Origin of the sequence: Halanaeroarchaeum sp. HSR-CO, assembly GCF_024972755.1 — an archaeon.
Classification (GTDB): domain Archaea; phylum Halobacteriota; class Halobacteria; order Halobacteriales; family Halobacteriaceae; genus Halanaeroarchaeum.
On record NZ_CP087724.1, the window covers coordinates 1050949 to 1065946 of the forward strand.

Below are 14998 nucleotides of genomic sequence, written 5' to 3' on the forward strand. Positions count from 1 at the left end.
ACCTCCAGTACGTCCACGGTCAAAAATCCTTGTTGCAGCGGCGAACGACGTGAAACCGTCCCAACTCGTGACGCGGTCGCGGACTGTCATCGCCAGATTTGCCACAATCTATATAATATATCCGAAACATGTTGGATGTATGGTGGAACATTCCTACGACCAGATCCTGGTTCCGACGGACGGTAGCGATGCCGCCCTCCGGGCGGCCGAACACGCAGTCGATCTCGCGACCCAGTACGGGGGGACCGTCCACGCGCTCTACGTGATGGACATGGGCGATGCGGCGTTCGTCGCAACGCCGTCGGACATCAGCGAGACCCGTGGCCGCCTCGAGAAGAAAGGCCAGGAGTACACCGACGACGTCAAGGTCCTGGCCGTCGATGCCGGTGTAGACTACGTCACCGAGATCCGGTCGGGGATTCCCGAGGACGAGATCCGGGAGTACATCGACGACGAGAGCATCGACTTGCTGGTCGTCGGGAAGCGTGGCCGTTCGGACCCCGACAAGCCACTGTTCGGTAGTTTGACCCAGCGGCTCATCGGGAGTCTCGACGTCCCGGTCCACACCGTCTGAACCGGTCTGGTGGCGTGGATCCTCGCCGACGCCGTGGAACAAGAGTTTTAGTATCGGTCGTTCTATCCGGGTGCATGACAGAGCACACGGTCGAGTTCGTGGGGACCGGCGAGACGATCGAGGTCTCCGAGACCGAGACGATACTCACCGCTGCGATCCGGGAGGGCGTCGCTCAGGAGTACTCCTGTCGGGTTGGCATGTGTCTGGCCTGCAGTGCGGAGATAGTCGACGGCGACGTCACACAGCCAGCCGCTCGAGGGCTCACCGACGAAGAAGCCGAGGACTACGCGTTGACCTGTATGGCCCGTCCAGAGAGCGATCTCGAGCTCGAACGGGGAAAGTATCCCCCGAGTATCGAAACGGACGCGACCGCCGGGAACACGGCGGCAGCGGACGATTGAGGCGGGTTCGCTTAGGCTTGCAGAACAGCGTGATTCGACGGTCGGACCGAATGCAGATCAGTAGATGAGCGCGTCGTCGTTCTCGACCATGTAGAGCGTCCGGGCGGCGATGTTCACCGCGTGATCCCCGACGCGTTCCAGGTCGCGGACCGTGAGCAGAAGCCGTGAGACGTCGGCCATCAACCGTTCGATCTCCTCCTCGCTGGTGTCACCTGCTATCTCGTGTTCGATGAGGTCCCGGACGACCGACTCGGAGGCCACCCGGCACTGCTCGTCGAGGTCGTCGTCCCGCTCGGCGAGATCGAAGCACTGTTCGGGGTCCTCTTCGTCGTAGGCGATCATCGCGTCCTCGACCATCTCGAGGACCACGGTGCCGATGGACTGGATGTCGACCTCAGGGAACATGTCCCGTTCCGCGTCGAGGGTGTAGTCGGCCAGGTTCACGGCGAGGTCGCCGATGCGTTCGAGGTCGGTGATGATCTTGAACGTCGCGGCGATGAAACGAAGGTCGCTGGCGACCGGCTGCTGGAGTGCCAGCAGGTTGACGCAGTCGCCCTCCAGTTCGAGATAGAGTTCGTTGATCTCGTCGTCCCCTTCGATGACCGTCCTCGCCTGTTCGCGGTCCTTTTGCTCCATGGCGTTGAGGGCCATCCTGAGGCGGTCGATGACGACCTCGCTCATGTAGAGGACGTCGTTGTGCAGTTCGTCCAGCTGGTCCTGATAGCTCTTCCGTGCCATTGTTATCCGAATTTCCCGGTGATGTAATCTTCGACGCGTTGGCTCTCGGGGTTCTCGAAAATCTTGTCGGTGTCGTCGAACTCGACGAGTTCCCCGCCCGTGAGGAAGACCGCCGTCTTGTCACTGATGCGTGCGGCCTGTTGCATGTTGTGCGTGACGATGACGACCGTGTAATCCTCGGCGAGTTCCTCGATGAGGTCTTCGATCTGACTCGTGGCGACCGGATCGAGTGCCGAGGCCGGTTCGTCCATCAGGATGACCTCGGGATCGACCGCGATGGCGCGAGCAATGCACAGCCGCTGTTGTTGACCGCCGGAGAGGTCGAGACCACTTTGGTCGAGTTGGTCCTCGACTTCCTCCCAGAGGGCCGCCCGTCGGAGGGCAGTCTCGACGATGTCGTCGTAATCGCCCTCTTTGCCCTGGATCTCGAGTCCGTACGCGACGTTCTCGTAGATGCTTTTCGGGAACGGGTTCGGCTTCTGGAAGACCATCCCGACCTGTCGTCGCAGCGCGACCGGGTCGACGTCGTCCTCGTAGACGTTCTTTCCGTGGAGGAACAACTCGCCCTCGACCCGTGCGGCGTCGATCAGGTCGTTCATCCGGTTGATGCTCCGAAGGAACGTCGACTTCCCACACCCCGACGGGCCGATGATAGCTGTGACCTTCTGTTCGGGGATCTCGAGATCGACGCTCTGCAGGGCCTGTTCATCCCCGTAGTAGACGTCGAGATTCCTGGACTCGATGACCGTCCGATCCGGTCGTTCGGTGCGTCCAGCTTCGCTCGAGACCGTCGGGGACTGTACCGAGGTATTCGACGTGGGGTCCGGGGACCCGTCCTGTTCGCTCATTGTTCGTTGTCCTTGGATTCAGTGTTCGCTTTCATATCGGTTCCGCATGACGATGGCGATGGCGTTCATCGTCAACATCAGCGCGAGCAGGACCACGGCCGTGGCTGCGACGACCCCGGTCCGGAACTCCGGTTTGGCATTCGATGCGGAGGCGAAGATCTGCAGTGGTAGTGCGGTCGCCCCATCCAGTAGCCCCGTCGGCGCCGAGTAGGTCGTCGTCGCGACGGCGATGATGACGAGGGGTGCCGTCTCACCGATGGCGCGTCCCAGCGCGAGGATGGTCCCGGTGAGGATGCCCGGAATCGCCTCCGGGATGACGACCTCTCGGAGCGTCTGCCACCGACTCGCCCCCATCCCGTACGACGCCTGCCGCAGGGATCCAGGGACCGAGCGGATGGCCTCCTGTGCGGAGACCACGACGATCGGGAGGATCAACAGCCCGAGGGTTGCCGCCGCGGAGACGACGAGTCCTGGGCCGAACCCGAGTGCGTTCCGGAACAGGGCCAGACCGAGCAGGCCGTAGACCACCGACGGGACACCGGCGAGGTTCGAGATGTTGACTTCGAGGATGGTGGTGAGCCAGCCGCCGAGACCGGACGACGGCGCGTACTCCTCTAAGTAGATGGCGGCACCGGTCCCGACGGGAAACGCCATGAGGCCCATGAATCCGACGATGATGATCGACCCGACGATCTGTGGGTAGACGCCGGCGTTCGAGGCAGTCAGCCCGTCCCACGAGTTCAACAGGAGCGTGGGCGTGAGATATCCCTCCAGGCCCTGGATGGCGAATTCGCGTTCGAGAGACGCGCCGGCCAGGATACCGCCGAGGACGACGAACGGACCGGCGATACCGATCCGTCCCTCTCGACGAACCGTCAGTTGGTCCAGGACGACGTACGCGACGGGGACACCGGTCAGGGAGTACAGCACGATCCAGAACGACGGAGGCGTATTGGTGAAGATACCGCCGATGGCGATGAACAGTGCACCACTCAGTACCACTGTTCCACCGAGCAGCCCCCGGCGACGCGAGAACCGTCGTGCGACGAGGACGCCCAGGATAGCCGAAACGGGTACCGAGATGACGATAACGTACGCGATCCACGTCGCGAGGATCCCAACCATCGGCCGGATCACACCGTATGTCACCGCCGCGACGACGAGTCCGACAACGATGGATACCGGAATCGCTGGCCCGATGTACGTCGAACGCTCGACCCGTCGTCCGGCCGTCCAGACCGCGATCGGTGGAACCGCGGCGAACAATGCGTAAATGAGGACGTCGTAGGGGCTCAGGGCGTCGATGACCACGAACGCCGTGAGGGCGAGCACCAGGCCACCGACGGCCGCGGCGAACGCCCGCCCGTTCGCGTCCCTGGCCGCCGGCTGTTCGCGGATGTACAGTGTGTACGCTGCGGTCGGGGCGAGCAGCGTTCCGAGGTAGATGAGATACCACTGTGGAGAGGCGGCGAATGGGCCGATAGCGTCGATGGAAATCTGGACGAATAGGATCAGAAGCGAGAGGATTCCGATAAGTGTCGCCGCGACGAGTCCGACTTCGAACAGTCGTCCTTTGAGCTTGGCGAGACGGAGGGCGGCATCGCCAGTGAAATCCGCGGTTTCTTCGGCAGGTGCCGCCATCACTCGTACGCCTCCCTGAAGTGCTGTCGGACGACTTCTGCGAGGACGTTCATGAGGAGCGTGATGGCGAACAGCGTCATGCCGAGGGCGAACATCGCCTCGTAAGTGACGCCGCCCAGCGAGTCGGCCTGGGCGATCTGGACCATCGCGGCGGTGATGGTCTGGCCGGACTCGGCGAGGTTCCGGAGGACGTTCGGGAAGTACGGCATCTTCGGGCTCATCCCCATCGCCATGGTCACGGCCATCGTCTCACCGATGGCCCGGGAAATCGCGAGGACGTACGAGGAGACGATACCGGAGGTCGCGGCGGGGACGACGACCTTCGTTGAGACGTCGAACTTCGTCGACCCGAGACCGTAGCCGGCCTGTCGGAGACTGTCCGGCACGGCGTTCAGGGCGTCCTCGCTGATCGAGGAGACCATCGGGATGATCATGATGCCGACGACGATACTCGCCGACAGCACGTTGAACGTCCGGAGCTCGGGCATATAGAGGGTGAATTCGGGGAGGAACCCGATGCCGGGCGGGATGATGGGGATGGATATCGGGAGGACCTCCCTGATGGCCGGGGTGATGTAGACGAGGGCCATGTACCCGTAGATGACGGTCGGAACGCCGGCGAGGATCTCGAGGGCGGGTTTGAGGTACGAGCGGGCCCGGTCGCTCGCGTACTCGCTGAGGTAGATGGCGGCTGCGAGTCCGACGGGCAGGGCGATGAGGGCGGAGAAGATGGTCACGAGGAGCGTCCCACTCACGAGTGGGAGCACTCCGTATGAGCCCTCGATGATTGGACTCCACGTCGTTCCCGTGAAAAAGGCGACCGGGGATACTTCGAGGAAGAACGTGATGGCGCGACCCGACAGCGACAGGACGATGCCGACGGTCACCAGTATCGTAAGGAGCGCGCTCGTGGCAAATAACCGCCGATAGAGCCGCTCTTTACGTATCACGAAATCCTCGCGCGAGAGCGATATCGTGTCTGTCTGTGGGGTCCCACTCATCTGTTATTTGGTGAAAGCGAGTTCATACCAATATAGACAGCGAAATCCGACCGGTCAGTCCACGTACTCGTTTAGCGTCGCGAGGTTCTCGTCGACCATCTCCTGGGAACTCGGCACGTAGCCGATCTCGTCGGCGACGAAGTCTTCGGCTGCCGAATTGACGTAGAATCGGACGAACGCCTCGAGGTGTGCTTTCTCCTGGAGTTTCTCGCTGTTCGCGTAGAAGTACAGGGGACGCGCGAGCGGGTAGTTGCCGCTCTGTGCACCCTCCAGGCTTGGTTCGACGGGGTCGGAACCGTCTTCGATCAACGAGAGCGCTTTGACGTCGTCGGGGTTGTTGGTGTAGTAGGCGAATGGGAGATAGCCCATCGCGTACTCGCTGCCCTCGACACCCTGGGCGATCAGGTCGTCCTCTTCGGTCCCCTCGAAGTCGGATCGAATCTTGCCCGCTTCACCGGTCACGGCCTCCGTGAAGTAATCGAAGGTGCCGGAGGTCGTCGCAGGTCCATAGAGGTCGAACGGTTCGTCGGGCCAGTCGTCGTTGACGTCCGACCACAGCTCCGGTTTGGTATCCGGCGACCAGACCTCGCCCAGTTCCTCGAGGCTAATCGAGTCGATCCAGTCGTTCTCGTTGTTGACGACGATGGTGAGCGCGTCCTGCGCGACGAAGAACTCGGCGGGGTCGAATCCGTTGTCCTTGCACGCCTGGATCTCCGATTCGGTGATGGAGCGACTCGCGTTGTTGATGTCGCTGTCGCCCGGGATGAAGACGTTCTCGAATCCACCGCTGCTGCCATCGCGGGTGATGTCGAAGTTGACATTCTCGTTCTGTTGAGCGAACCGCCGGGACATCTCCTGGGCGACCGGGTAGACCGTACTACTCCCCGAGATACGGATGTCTCCCGAGAGGCCGTCGTCCGAACCCGGCTCCTCACTGGAGGTACACCCCGCCAGTGCGACCGCTCCCGCGAGACCCGTGGTTGTTACGAACTGTCGTCGGGACATGCGCCGAGTACCGGTTCCTGTCATCAACTGATTCGAATACAGGTTCGGATAAATACCCTGCTATGATATCTATATAGATATCAATATTGACCGTCGATCGCCGTTCGATCGGTCGGCACCGTTCACCTGTAGGCTGATAGATACGACTTCAGCGCGGCCGCTTCAGCGTGCCCGATAGAACGATTTTCTGTGGCGACCTCTCATCCAGGAGGTCATAGGAAATCTATATAGATGATGCATAAAACTATATTCGCTGCGCTTCTTCACCGGGTATGGACCGTCGAAAGGTGCAGGTTACGGGTGGTTCGACGTTCACCGTCTCGATCCCGAAGGGGTGGGCGCGAGAGCAAGACCTCTCCGCAGGCGACGAGATCGGATTCCTCGCGGACAGTGGATCGTTGCTACTCACACCATCCCCCGGCGGCGAGGTGGACGAGGGATCGCTCGATATCACCGGTCTGGAAGAGGACGAACTCATGCGCGCGCTGATGACGATGTACGTGAGTGGCTTCGACGTCATCACGCTCTCTGCTGACCGGATCGAATCCGGGCAGCGACGGGTAATCCGTCACGCGACCCAGCGGTTGGTAGGCATCGAGATCCTGGAGGAGACGGCCGAGCGGGTCGTCGTCCAGGACCTCCTCGATTCGTCGGAACTCTCCGTTCACAACGCCGTCAGACGGATGCGCTTGATCTCGCTGTCGATGCTCCAGGACGCCATCGACGGGCTCAGGACGGCCGATACTCATCTCGCCGAGGACGTCATCGAGCGCGACGACGACGTCGATCGTCTCTGGTACGTCGTCTCCCGCATCTTCCGGAGCGCCCTCCGGTCGCCGAAGGTCGCCCAGGAAGTCGGCCTCTCCAGGGAGGAAGCGTTCGACTATCACTCGAGCGCTCGTCAGCTCGAACGTATCGCCGACCACGCGGCGAAGATCAGCCACGTCACCCTCGAGATGGACGAGGCGGTGTCCGAAGCGGTGGGTGCCGACCTCGACGCTCTGCTCGCCGAAGCATCGGACATCGTCGATACGGCCATGGACGCGCTGTTCACGGACGATCCGGATCGCGCAACGGAGCTGGCCAACGAGACTCGTCGTCGAGTCGCGGACATCGACGCGACCGCGCGCTCGATCGACGAACAGCTTCGCGATCTCGACCCGCGGCAAGCACAGCGGATCGGTCTGGTGGTCGACTCCCTCTCGCGGAGCGCGGACTACGGCGGCAACATCGCGGAGACGGCCTTACAGAAGGCGGCGCCGACGCCCAATCCGTGACCGATACCGTCGTCTTTATCCGACGAAACCCCGTTCGGCTATCCATGCGAGAGGGCTTTCCCGAGTACGTCGACGTCGACTATACCGACGGTGAAGGGCAGGAACCGGACGATTTCCCGGATCTCGAAGCAAAGATCGAGAAGGCCATCGACGTGACCCACCGCGGTCTCGAGGAGTACGAACGACCCGCCGTGATGTGGACCGGAGGGAAGGACTCCACCCTGACGTTGTACTTCGTCAACGAGGTCGCCCGCAAGTTCGACCTCGAGAAACCGCCCGCGGTCTTCATCGACCACTTCCAACACTTCGACGAGTTGATGGGGTTCGTCGAGCGCTGGGCAGACGAGTGGGCGCTCGAGGTCATCTACGCCCGTAACGAGGATGTGGGCAATTACGTGGACGAAAAGGACCTCGAACCGGGTGACGACATCCCCATCGACGCGCTGTCGGAGCACAACCAGCACCACGTGCGGAACATTCTCGAGTACGAGGAGGAGACGTTCCCCTTCCTCCTGGACACGTACGTCGGCAACCACCTCCTGAAGACCGTCGCGCTGAACGACGCCCTCGAGGAGTACGACATCGACGGCGTCATCTCCGGGGTTCGCTGGGACGAACAGGAAGCCAGGGCGGACGAGACGTTCTTCAGCCCGCGTCACGACCCGGACATCTATCCGCCGCACGACCGCATCCAGCCCATCCTTCAGTTCACCGAGCGCGACGTTTGGGACGTCTTCTGGCACTACGTCGTCCCGGAGACGGTCCCCGAGTTCCCCGACGAGGGCTACGTCCCCCAGAGCTACGACGACCTGCCGAACGGCCTCACGCACGAGGCCATCCCCATCTCGCCGAAGTACTTCGAGGGCTTCCGCTCGCTCGGCAGCGAGATCAGCACGGAGAAGGCCGACGAAGAACCGGCCTGGCTCCAGGACCTCGAGGACACCGTCGAGCGGGCTGGCCGTGCACAGGACAAAGAGGATCTGATGGAACGGCTCCGCGACCTGGGCTACATGTAAGGCCGGGACTGGGCCGACTCAGGCCCAGAGCTCGGTCGCGACCGCGTCGAGTCCGACGGACGCGAGCGTCTGGCGATACGGCCGACCGTTCTTCTCGTCCCAGCCATTGAGCCGATAGACCTCCCGATCTATTCAATCGAAAGATTGCAGTGACTCGGTCCCGGTTCGGTCAGTTCCAGGGGCCGAAGTCCGGGTCGACCTGTCGCTCCTGGCGGTCGATACCGTCGATGGTCTCGATATCGGCCTCGGTCAGTTCGAGGTCTCGACTCTCCCAGTTATCGCGGATATGGTCCTCGCCGGTCGCCTTCGGAATGGAGACGGCCCCCTTCTCGTGAAGCCACGCCAGACTGACCTGCGCCTCGCTCACGTCGTGTCTCCCGGCCACCCGCTGGATCGCCGGGACGTCGAAGACGGCACCCCGTGCGAGTGGTGAATAGGCGACCAGTTCGATGTCGTGTGCGGCGGCATACTCGCGGAGGGTCGATTGCTGGAGCAGGGGGTGCATCTCGACCTGATTCGCCGCGATGGGGGCATCGAGAATCGACCGGGCACGGTCCAGATGGCGCGGTTCGAAGTTGCTCACCCCGATGCGGTCGATCAGCCCCTCGTCGTGGAGGGCCTGGAACGCGGGGAGCGTCTCCGCGGGGTCGTAGGCTCCCGCCGGCCAGTGGACGTAGAGCAGATCGAGGTACTCGACGTCCAACTTCTCGAGGCTCTCGTGGGTCGATTCGATGACGTCGTCGTACGCGAGGTTGTCGATCCAGACCTTGGTGGCGAGGAAGACGTCGTCGCGGTCGACGTCAGCGGCAGCGATACCGCGCCCGACGTCGGCCTCGTTGCCGTAGGCCTGTGCGGTGTCGACGTGGCGATACCCCATTTCGACGGCCGTCTCGATCGCAGTCGCACAGGCCTGTGGGTCGGTGTTCTGCCAGGTGCCGATTCCGGGGGTGGGGACGGAACCACCCATCGCTGTCCGGGCTGCATCGCGAGTCATCGATATCGAAGTGTACCTCCGTGCGGAAAAGCGATTAGGGTCCCGGTCAGTACTTGGGGTCGGCGCCGCTGATCTCGTAGACGTCCTCGAGGACGGCGTCGCGTCGGTCTCGCCAGGCCTCGAATCCGGACGTATCGCTCGGGTAGTCGTCGTACACGGACTTCAGTTCGGTGGCTTTCTGGTGGACCCGGTAGAGACTGGCGAGTGTCCCCCAGTGACCGAAGGTGCCGACGAGCGTCTTGAGTCTCATCGACAGTCCCATCGACGACGTGCCTCCCTGTGCGAGAGCGTCGATGAGGGCCTGTCCGGGCATCGCCGTGATGATACTGGTCAGTTCGTCGACCTCCTGGCCCGTCGCCCAGATGTTGTAGGCGTCGATAGCCGCGAAGCGCTTGCCGAAGTCCTCCATGACTTTCTGGTTGTATCCCCAGAGGGCGTCCTCGCTCGCGTCGCCGGTCTCGACGGCGTCGATGGCCTCGAGAGCGGCCCAGTGGCCGGCCTTCGCCGCGCCCGGGATGCCGCCGCCCGTCGCCGGATTGACGTGGGCCGCCGCGTCGCCGACGGCCATGAAGCCGGGGGCGACCGCCGAATCGTACACCCGCCGGGTCGGGAGTGCCGCCCCACGTTTGTCGACGACCCGTGCGTTCTCGAACTCGGGCCGCTGCTCAAGGTCGTCTTTGAGCACGTCAACCAGGGCCATCGGTTCCTGGTCCATCTGGAAACCGAGCCCCGCGTTGATGGTGGTGGCGTCCCGGGGGAAGTACCAGAGGTAGCCCAGTTCTTCGGTCGGCATGAAGACGATGGCGTCCTCGTAGTCGACCGGTTCCTCGACTGCGATGATCTCCCTGTAGGCCGAGCAGTACTGCTCGAAATGAACGTTGGTGTCGAAGGTTGCCTCGTCGAGGTCGGCCTTGTCCTGCAGGATGGACAGGGCTCCGGCAGCGTCGATGACGACGTCGGCTTCGTAGGTCACGGGGTCACCGTTTCGCATCCCCGTCACTCCGGTCACCCGCCCGTCTCTTTGCAGGACGTCCTGGACGACCGTCTCGAAGTGGATGTCGGTACCGACGCGGTCGGCCTCCTCGATGAGGACCTCGCCGTACCGTTTCCGGTCGACGACGGCGCCCGGTTCCTCGAAGGGGATGTCGAGGACCTCGCCGTTCTGCGGGTTCTCGAAGCGGGCTTTGCGGACGTTCTCGTTCGTGAACGCTTCGTCGCGGAGGTACTCCCGGTCGATCACGTCGGGGAAGGTGCTCTTGCCCTTGATCGCATCGCCGCAGGCGATGTCGCCGGCGTCCTCCTCGGGTTTGCGTTCCAGCAGCACGACGTCGAGGCCGGCGTCGGCCACGGTCGCCGCGGCGAAGGCACCAGCCGTTCCCCCGCCGACGACGACCACGTCGTGGGATTCCGTGGTCATCTTGTACACCATATCGGGTACGCCACCAAAAAGGTCGCGGGACGATGTGCCCTCGTCCACGGAACACAATCCGGCAGGTCGAATTCCCCAGTTGACACGACGAAAAAATCAGCGGGACGCGACTCAGTAGAACTCGTCGACGAGGTCCTTGACGCCATCTGGCGGCGTCTCGTCGAGTCGGGACATATCACCGCTGACGTCGTGTGCCTGCGCGTAGGAGGGACGGTCCTCGTCCTCGTAGAGGACACCGATGTACTCCGCGTCCCGGTCCAGAATCTTCTCTTTGGCCTGGTCGTAGTCGGTTCGATCGAAGTCCTCGTCGTCCGCGAGGTCGACGATGGCGTCCTTGTAGTAGTCGTACGTGTCGACGTCGTTGAACGTCACACACGGGCTGAAGGTGTTGACCAGTGAGAACCCGTCGTGTTCCATGGCTTGTTCCAGGATCTCGACGTGGCGCCGGGCGTCCGAGGAAAAGGACTGGGCGATGAAGGTCCCGCCGGCCGCCAGGGCGAGAGCGAGCGGGTTGACCGGGGGTTGTTTCGGTCCCTCGGGTGTCGTCCCCGTCTCGAAGTCCTCGTGAGAGGTCGGCGACGCCTGGCCCTTGGTGAGCCCGTAGATGCGGTTGTCCATCACCACGTAGGTGACGTTGACGTTCCGACGGACCGCGTGGATGAAGTGGTTCGTCCCGATGGAGTACCCGTCCCCGTCACCGCCAGCGGCGATGACCTCGAGGTCCGGGTTCGCCAGTTTGACGCCGGTGGCGACCGGGAGGGCGCGACCGTGCACGCCGTGGAGTGCATACGCTCGCATGTACGTGCCGATCTTACCGGAACAGCCGATACCTGCGGCGACGAACGTATCCTTCGGCGGGGTGCCCTTGTTCGCGAGCGCCCGCATGATGCCGTTCATGGTGCCGAAGTCACCACAGCCCGGACACCAGGTCGGCTGTTCGTCTGATTTGAATTCGGTGAAGTTGACGTCGGTGCTCATGCTATCACTTCAGAGGGCTCCGAGAGGATATCTTTGATCTCCTCGGCGAGTTCGTCCGCCTTGAAGCGGACGCCGGTGTACTTGTTGATGCGGTCGACCCGCTCGAGAACGTCGTGTTCGACGATATCGGCGAACTGGCCGGTCGCGTTGGCCTCGGCGACGATGACCGTCTCCGCCTCCTGGACGGCCTCGGTGAGATCGGGACGGGGGTAGATGTACGGCACCGAGAGGTACCGGACCGAGATGTCGTCTTCGGCGAGGAAATCGAGGGCTTCGATCATGGCGCCCTCGGTCGACCCCCAGCCGATGACCAGTGTGTCGGCGTCCGGGTCACCGAACTCGCGGGGGCTGAAGTCCTCTCGCTCGCGGGCGGTCTCGACTTTGCGTTCGCGTTTGTCGACCTGTTCGACGCGGTCGTCGACGTCCTCTGTCCGCCGTCCGAGTTCGTTGTGTTCCAGGCCCGTGCTCATGTGGATGCCGCCTTCCGTCCCCGGAACGGTCCGCGGACTGATGCCGTCCTCGGTCGGAAGGTGGGGCTGGAAGCGGCCCTGGTCGTCCTGCCACTGTTCGACCTCGTCCTCGCGGACGAAGTTGCCGCGATCGATCTCGATGGCGTCGATGTCGAACTCGTCTGGGTCGACCGTCTGTTCGGTGACGGCCATCGCCAGATCGATGGACAGGTAGACCGGGATCTGATACTTCTCGGCGAGGTTGAACGCCTCGACGGTCTTGTGGAACGTGTCGGCGATGGTGGTCGGCGTGATGACGAAACGTGGAATCTCGCCGTGGCCACCGTAGAGCATCATGTTGAGGTCGCCCTGCTCCTGTTTGGTCGGCATCCCGGTGGAGGGGCCAGAGCGCATGACGTTGGCGATGACCAGTGGCGTCTCGCTCTGTGCGACGAGGCCGAACGCCTCCGACATCAGGTCGATACCGGGGCCGGACGTCGCGGTCATCGAGCGCGCACCGGCGCGGGCCCCACCGAGAGCCATGTTGACCGCCGCCAGTTCGTCCTCCGCCTGGACGACGTGGCCGCCGAATTTCTCGATGCGGCCCACCAGGTACTCCATGACGTTCGTCGCCGGCGTGATGGGGTAGCCGGCGTAGAAGCGACAGCCCCCGGCGATGGCGCCGAGACCGATCGCCTCGTCGCCGTTGAGCAGGAGGTAATCGTTGTCAGTCGTCTCGAGGTCGTACGGGAAGGTCTCCTCGAACTCCTCGGCGACGAACTCGGCGCCGAGACGGGCGGCTTTCTTGTTGTTCTCGACGATACTCGAGCCTTTGTCGCCGAATCGCTTCTCGAGTGCCTCGTCCAGGAACTCGACGTCGAAGCCGGCGACCTCACAGACGGCACCGAGGGCGACGACGTTTCGCATGATGGCGCCGCCGGCCTCTTCGGCGAGGTCGGAGAGGGGAACTGACAGCCCCGTCATCCCCTCGGGTGCCTCGAAGTTCGACATCCCGGCCTGCTCGCCATCGTAGATGATGACACTGTCGTCGTGTAGTTCGTCGAGGTTCTCCTCGACGGTTCGTTCGGTCAACGCGATGAGGATGTCCAGACGGTCGACGACCGACTGAACTTCGTCGACGCTCGTCCGGAGTTTGTATGCCGTATACCCACCGCGAATTCGCGATGCGAAGTCCTTCGACGTGAAGACGTGTCGCCCGGATCGTGCGAGTGCGCGGGCGAAGATCTTCCCCGTCGAATCGATTCCATCGCCGGCTTCGCCGCCGATGGCCCAGTTCAGGTCCTCGTGCATGTGTCTCGGCCTTACACGGGAACGCGCAAAAAGCCTTCTAAACACACGACACGCCGGATTCTCGGGGTTTGGCGATTGTTGCCGCTAGTTCCAAGAGCTGGACGTGTGTCCACTGAGGGCTCCCATCGACGGGTACACTGCTACTGTATGCGTCCGACGTCGATGATTTGTGCGATTGTCGGTCTGGATTAGCGCGGGCTGGGTACGTGTCCCGGCCGTGCTCGCCGGCGGGGAACTGCCTTTGTGGGTCGGGACCGAAGCCGTCGCCATGGAAGACGTTGCGGTTCCGGTTCGTTCCGTCGAGTCGGCGGGCGCCGACGCGGTGGCCATCACCTTCGAGACGCCCGCCCAGTTCGACGGGGCGCCCGGACAGTTCGTCCGCCTCTCTGCGACCATCGACGACGAAGTCGTTCAGCGCTTTTACACGCTCTCCTCGCCGGATGTCGAGGAGACGTTCGAGGTCACCGTGTCGGTCGATCCGGCAGGATCGCTCGCGCCGTGGCTGGCCGACCGGGAACCGGGAGATACGGTGACGGTGAGTGGTCCCTATGGCGATCACTACTACGAAGGCGAAGACGCCGTCGTGGTCATCGCCGCGGGCCCGGGGATCGGTCCTGCGGTGGGCATCGGCGAACGCGCTCTCCGGGAGGGAACTGGCGTCGCTATCGTCTATCCGGAGGGGCATCCCATACATCGTGACCGAATGGCGGCATTGACCGATGGTGGCGCCACGATCGTCACCTTCGAGGACGACCTCGAAGGGGCTGTCGAGGAAGCGGTCACCGCCGTGGACGGTGCCCCGTTCGTCTACGGGTTCGAGGAATTCGTCTCCGCGGTTGCGAACGCGCTCGAAGCCGTCGGTATCGACGCCGACGAAGCGAAAATCGAGAGCTTCGGCCCGGGGCCCGAACGCTAGTGCTCGACGAATTCGACGAGGACACCACCCATCGATTTCGGGTGTAGGAAGGCGACGGTGTGGCCCCACGCGCCAGGCCGTGGTACGTCGTCGATGAGCGCTGCGCCTGCAGCGCGAGCGTTCTCGAGTGCGTTCTCGATGTCCTCCACGGTGAACGCGACGTGGTGCATCCCCGGTCCGTTTCGGTCCAGGAAATCTCCGATGGCCGTCCCATCCTCGAGCGGTTCGAGTATTTCGAGGTAGACGCCATCGGCGTCGAGAAACGCGACGCTCAAGCCGTCGAACTCCTCCTCGTGAGCGACCTGGAGATCGAAGAGCGAGGCGTACAGTTCGGTGAATGCGTCCACGTCCTCGACGGCGATGCCGATGTGGTCGACGTGCATAGTCGAGGGTCCGCCGGCACTCACATAAGGGTACGTC

At 63.1% G+C, this 14998-nt stretch carries 15 protein-coding genes; 5 read left to right on the plus strand and 10 right to left on the minus strand.

Annotated elements, in window-relative coordinates; all coding sequences use genetic code 11:
- Positions 1-139: 139 nt before the first annotated feature.
- Together HSRCO_RS05405 and HSRCO_RS05410 are read left to right on the plus strand one after the other, a co-directional pair.
- The gene (locus tag HSRCO_RS05405) at positions 140-574 is read left to right on the plus strand and encodes a universal stress protein (RefSeq protein ID WP_259519411.1); all 435 of its coding nucleotides are present in this window, start codon (positions 140-142) and stop codon (positions 572-574) included.
- Positions 575-648: 74 nt separating this feature from the next.
- Positions 649-975: a 2Fe-2S iron-sulfur cluster-binding protein gene (locus HSRCO_RS05410; protein WP_259519412.1), complete on the plus strand. Its 327-nt coding sequence runs from the start codon at positions 649-651 to the stop codon at positions 973-975.
- Between the two features lie 57 nt (positions 976-1032).
- Here the strand turns inward: HSRCO_RS05410 and phoU are convergent, their stop codons facing one another.
- The 5 genes from phoU to HSRCO_RS05435 are packed head-to-tail and all read right to left on the minus strand — an operon-like array spanning position 1033 to position 6232.
- On the minus strand, positions 1033-1713 hold the full coding sequence (gene phoU, locus HSRCO_RS05415) for a phosphate signaling complex protein PhoU (RefSeq protein ID WP_259519413.1): 681 nt from the start codon (positions 1711-1713) through the stop codon (positions 1033-1035).
- 2 nt (positions 1714-1715) lie between these two features.
- The gene (gene pstB, locus HSRCO_RS05420; RefSeq protein WP_259519414.1) at positions 1716-2561 is read right to left on the minus strand and encodes a phosphate ABC transporter ATP-binding protein PstB; all 846 of its coding nucleotides are present in this window, start codon (positions 2559-2561) and stop codon (positions 1716-1718) included.
- Positions 2562-2579: 18 nt separating this feature from the next.
- On the minus strand, positions 2580-4202 hold the full coding sequence (gene pstA / locus HSRCO_RS05425; RefSeq protein WP_259519415.1) for a phosphate ABC transporter permease PstA: 1623 nt from the start codon (positions 4200-4202) through the stop codon (positions 2580-2582).
- Positions 4202-5203, minus strand: a complete 1002-nt coding sequence (gene pstC, locus HSRCO_RS05430) for a phosphate ABC transporter permease subunit PstC (protein ID WP_259519416.1) — start codon at positions 5201-5203, stop codon at positions 4202-4204. Before pstC ends, pstA begins: the two co-directional genes overlap by 1 nt.
- 54 nt (positions 5204-5257) lie before the next feature.
- The gene (locus tag HSRCO_RS05435; RefSeq protein WP_259519417.1) at positions 5258-6232 is read right to left on the minus strand and encodes a phosphate ABC transporter substrate-binding protein PstS family protein; all 975 of its coding nucleotides are present in this window, start codon (positions 6230-6232) and stop codon (positions 5258-5260) included.
- 248 nt (positions 6233-6480) lie between these two features.
- On the opposite strand from HSRCO_RS05435, the gene HSRCO_RS05440 reads away from it, so the two are divergent.
- Together HSRCO_RS05440 and HSRCO_RS05445 are read left to right on the plus strand one after the other, a co-directional pair.
- Complete coding sequence (locus HSRCO_RS05440; RefSeq protein WP_259519418.1) at positions 6481-7485, plus strand: phosphate uptake regulator PhoU; 1005 nt, start codon at positions 6481-6483, stop codon at positions 7483-7485.
- A 44-nt stretch (positions 7486-7529) separates the two neighbouring features.
- Complete coding sequence (locus HSRCO_RS05445; protein WP_259519419.1) at positions 7530-8501, plus strand: phosphoadenosine phosphosulfate reductase family protein; 972 nt, start codon at positions 7530-7532, stop codon at positions 8499-8501.
- A gap of 169 nt (positions 8502-8670) precedes the next feature.
- Here HSRCO_RS05445 and HSRCO_RS05450 read toward each other — a convergent pair whose 3' ends face one another.
- From HSRCO_RS05450 to HSRCO_RS05465, 4 genes are all read right to left on the minus strand, one after another.
- Positions 8671-9495 carry an aldo/keto reductase gene (locus HSRCO_RS05450; RefSeq protein WP_259519420.1) on the minus strand — a complete coding sequence of 275 codons (825 nt, stop codon included), beginning with the start codon at positions 9493-9495 and terminating at the stop codon, positions 8671-8673.
- Between the two features lie 46 nt (positions 9496-9541).
- Complete coding sequence (locus tag HSRCO_RS05455; protein ID WP_259519421.1) at positions 9542-10912, minus strand: geranylgeranyl reductase family protein; 1371 nt, start codon at positions 10910-10912, stop codon at positions 9542-9544.
- A gap of 123 nt (positions 10913-11035) precedes the next feature.
- Positions 11036-11902: a 2-oxoacid:ferredoxin oxidoreductase subunit beta gene (locus HSRCO_RS05460; protein ID WP_259519422.1), complete on the minus strand. Its 867-nt coding sequence runs from the start codon at positions 11900-11902 to the stop codon at positions 11036-11038.
- The gene (locus HSRCO_RS05465; RefSeq protein ID WP_259519423.1) at positions 11899-13662 is read right to left on the minus strand and encodes a 2-oxoacid:acceptor oxidoreductase subunit alpha; all 1764 of its coding nucleotides are present in this window, start codon (positions 13660-13662) and stop codon (positions 11899-11901) included. The genes HSRCO_RS05460 and HSRCO_RS05465 overlap by 4 nt, the downstream gene beginning before the upstream one ends.
- A gap of 268 nt (positions 13663-13930) precedes the next feature.
- Between HSRCO_RS05465 and HSRCO_RS05470 the strand changes: the two genes are divergently transcribed.
- The gene (locus HSRCO_RS05470; RefSeq protein WP_259519424.1) at positions 13931-14578 is read left to right on the plus strand and encodes an FAD-dependent oxidoreductase; all 648 of its coding nucleotides are present in this window, start codon (positions 13931-13933) and stop codon (positions 14576-14578) included.
- Here the strand turns inward: HSRCO_RS05470 and mce are convergent.
- Positions 14575-14961 carry a methylmalonyl-CoA epimerase gene (gene mce / locus HSRCO_RS05475; protein WP_259519425.1) on the minus strand — a complete coding sequence of 129 codons (387 nt, stop codon included), beginning with the start codon at positions 14959-14961 and terminating at the stop codon, positions 14575-14577. The two genes, HSRCO_RS05470 and mce, sit on opposite strands and share 4 nt — an antisense overlap.
- Positions 14962-14998: the final 37 nt, after the last annotated feature.